General features: G+C 76.0%; 1 protein-coding gene and 2 pseudogenes. 2 read left to right on the top strand and 1 reads right to left on the bottom strand.

Going from position 1 to position 2,736, the window contains the following annotated elements; genetic code table 11:
* Together ACFVXK_RS38015 and ACFVXK_RS38010 are read left to right on the top strand one after the other, a co-directional pair.
* Nucleotides 1-183 (top strand): annotated as a pseudogene (locus ACFVXK_RS38015) (hypothetical protein); the annotation flags it as partial.
* A gap of 118 nt (nt 184-301) precedes the next feature.
* A complete protein-coding gene (locus tag ACFVXK_RS38010; protein ID WP_389621790.1) occupies nt 302-2,062 on the top strand; it encodes an immunity 49 family protein in 1,761 nt (586 codons plus the stop codon).
* 133 nt (nt 2,063-2,195) lie between these two features.
* Here ACFVXK_RS38010 and ACFVXK_RS38005 read toward each other — a convergent pair.
* Nucleotides 2,196-2,736 (bottom strand): annotated as a pseudogene (locus tag ACFVXK_RS38005) (hypothetical protein); the annotation flags it as partial.

Below are 2,736 nucleotides of genomic sequence, written 5' to 3'. Positions count from 1 at the left end.
GTCCTGCAATGGCGGACGCTGACCGCCGACCGGCACACCTCCTTCGGCACGGTCGTCCCCACACCGGAGGAACTCCTCGACGCCGAGCGGGCCGTCCGCCACGTACGCACCGCCCTGACCCGCACCGCCGGCACCCTCACCCCGGCACCCGCCCCCCACCAGGAACCGGACGCGGTGCACTGACCCGCACGTGCACGCCCGACCTTCCCCACCCGAGGCCGGATCGGCAGCCGACCGACGGTCACCGGGCTGTCGTACCCCGCGTCTAGGGTGGTGGCGGGATCGATCAAGGAGCAGGGCAGTGCGAATAGAGCGTCACCAGGTGCGCGGGGCCGTCGTGTCCACGGCGTGCGAGGACTTCACGAACCGCATCGGGGGGCGGGCGCGGTCCCTGTCGAGGGGCGGGCGGATGGCCGTCTACGAATGGCGGTCGATCGCCCGTGAGTTCCTCGACTACCTGGGCGCCCTCTCCGTGGCGACGCCGGACCTCGACACCCCGGAGGCGAAGGCCGCCCTCAAGGACGCCTGCGAAGCTGCGGCCGGCGCCGTGGCCAACGCCGCGTACCACCCGCACTGCAGCTTCCACGTCTTCCTCCCCTACGTGAACTTCGGCATCGACTACGACCCGGGTGAGGACGCCCCCGAGGAGAGCGTCACTCCCGGGTACTGGACCGAAGCGCTGTGCCTGGTCGTCCTCACGGACCAGCTCGGGTGGCACGGCGAGGCCTTCCATTTCGCCCGGCGGAAGTTCGCCGGGCAGGCGCAGGGCACGCCCGCCGGCGAACTCGCCACCGGACTCACGGCCGTGGCCCTGGACGACGCGGGCGACGGGGAGTACCCGCCGAGCGCGCGGGCCAAGCTCGCCGCCGTCGACGCCGCCCTGGACCGCGTCCGAAGCCGCGCCGCGGAGTCCGGCGAGCCGCTCCCGGACCTCCCCGACACCACGGGGCTCCGGGCGCTGCGCGCGCTGCTCGTCGAGGACCGGGAGGCCTTCGACGCCGAGCTCGCCGCCCTCCTGATCGGGCACGCCGCCGCGCAGGGGCCCGCGGCCGGCGCGAGCAGCCTGCTCCCGCTCCTTCCGCTCGCGCTCGCCGCGCTCGCGTACCGGACGCTGGGCTGGGCACCGGCCGTACAGACCGACTACCTCCCGCACGCCCTCGTCACGGGCTTCGAGAGCCAGGGCCCGCGGGTCACCGCGTTCGGCCGCGACCGCCGGCCGGACGCGGTCGCCGCGCTGGCCGCGGGCCCGCTGGTGGTCGAACGGCCGGAGTGCGGGCGGGGCGACCTCACCTGGATCGAGGCCCAGTACGAGGAGCGCTTGCGCGAGGCCTTCACCCCCGTCGACGGCAAGCCCCTCGCCGTGTCGCGGCTCGGCAGCCTGCTGGCCGATCAGGAGCGCCTCTTCGCGTGGCGGGCGGGGGATCCCGGCGACGTCACGGAGGCCCGGCTCGCGACGCTCCGGCTGGCCTCCGCTCTCGGGGCCGCCCTGTTCCGCCTCGCGCTGGCGGAGCCGGGCACCGAGACCGAGGTGACCATCGGCGGCCGCACGCTGCGGTACACGGCCGAGCGGAGCAACCATGCCGGCCCCGGCAACTGGCAGTGGGCCACCGCCTTCGCCCTGATCACGGGCGTGCGCGAGGACCTGGCCCCACTGGTCCTCACCGGCCCCACCTTCGCCCACCCGGACGGCTCCGCCTTCACCGCCTACCGCGGGGCGCTCCACGTCTACCTGACGGGCACCGAGCCCGAAGCGGCCGCGCAGCGGGCGCTGCGCGAGGCCGAGAAGGCCAAGGACTGGGGCCTGCCCATGCCGCCGGCCGTACTGCTGTCGCAGCTGGTCGAGGGGGACGAGGAAAGCTTCAACCTCGCCCTGGCCGACGCGCTCGAAGCCCATCGCGCCTACTACCAGGTCGCCGACCGCGGCGACAGCCCCGAGGTCTCCGTCGACCTCGACGTCCTCGCCCTGGCCTGCCACGCACGCCGCCGCGGCTGGGCCGTCCGCGTGGATTCCCCCTACCTGCCCCAGGACGTCCTGCGGGCTGCCGCACCCCTTCCGGCGTGAGCTCCACGAACGCTCCAGCGGCCCCGCGGGATCACGTGCACGGCTCCGACGACGAGCCGGCCGGTCGTCCGGACCCAGGACGCGTCCGGCTCGTCCGGCACGGGCAGCAGCACGGGCAGCACGGGCGACGCCCCTACCCCCGCTCGATGGCCCCCAGCGCCTCGCGCGTGACCCGGAGGAGCTCCTCGTCCGCCCGGATGCCGTCGTAGCGGCGGGGCGAGGAGACGACCTCGTGCAGTGCCGGCAGGGCCGCTGCCGCCGGTGCGCCGATCGCCCCCAGGACCCGGACGGTCCGCCGCACCAGCGGGGTCGCCGAGTGCCGGGTCAACGGTGCCAGCTCCGGCAGCAGGGCCGCCACGGCCGGTGGCGCGTCGCCGGTGATCCGCCACCAGGCCTCGGCCGCGCCGACCCGGCTCCACTCGCCGGGGCACGTCAGCAGCGGCCGTACCGCGTCGGCGTACCGCGCGGCCCGCGGGCCGAGGTCGGCCAGATGGCGCAGCACCGGCTGACCGAGGCCGGCCCGGGCGGCCGCCCCGCACACCCGCAGCGCGGGTTCCGGATCTCCCGTGACGCGCCAGTACGCCCAGGCGGCGGTCTGCGCACCGCCGTGCCAGGGGTGCCGGCCGGGGCCGGGATCGGCGGTGACGAGCGCGGTGAGCGGGCCGGCTCCGGAC

Source organism: Streptomyces sp. NPDC058157 (assembly GCF_042884105.1).
Classification (GTDB): Bacteria; Actinomycetota; Actinomycetes; order Streptomycetales; family Streptomycetaceae; genus Streptomyces.
The sequence above is the reverse complement of the archived record's forward strand: the minus strand, read 5'-3'. Positions and strand labels throughout refer to the sequence as shown.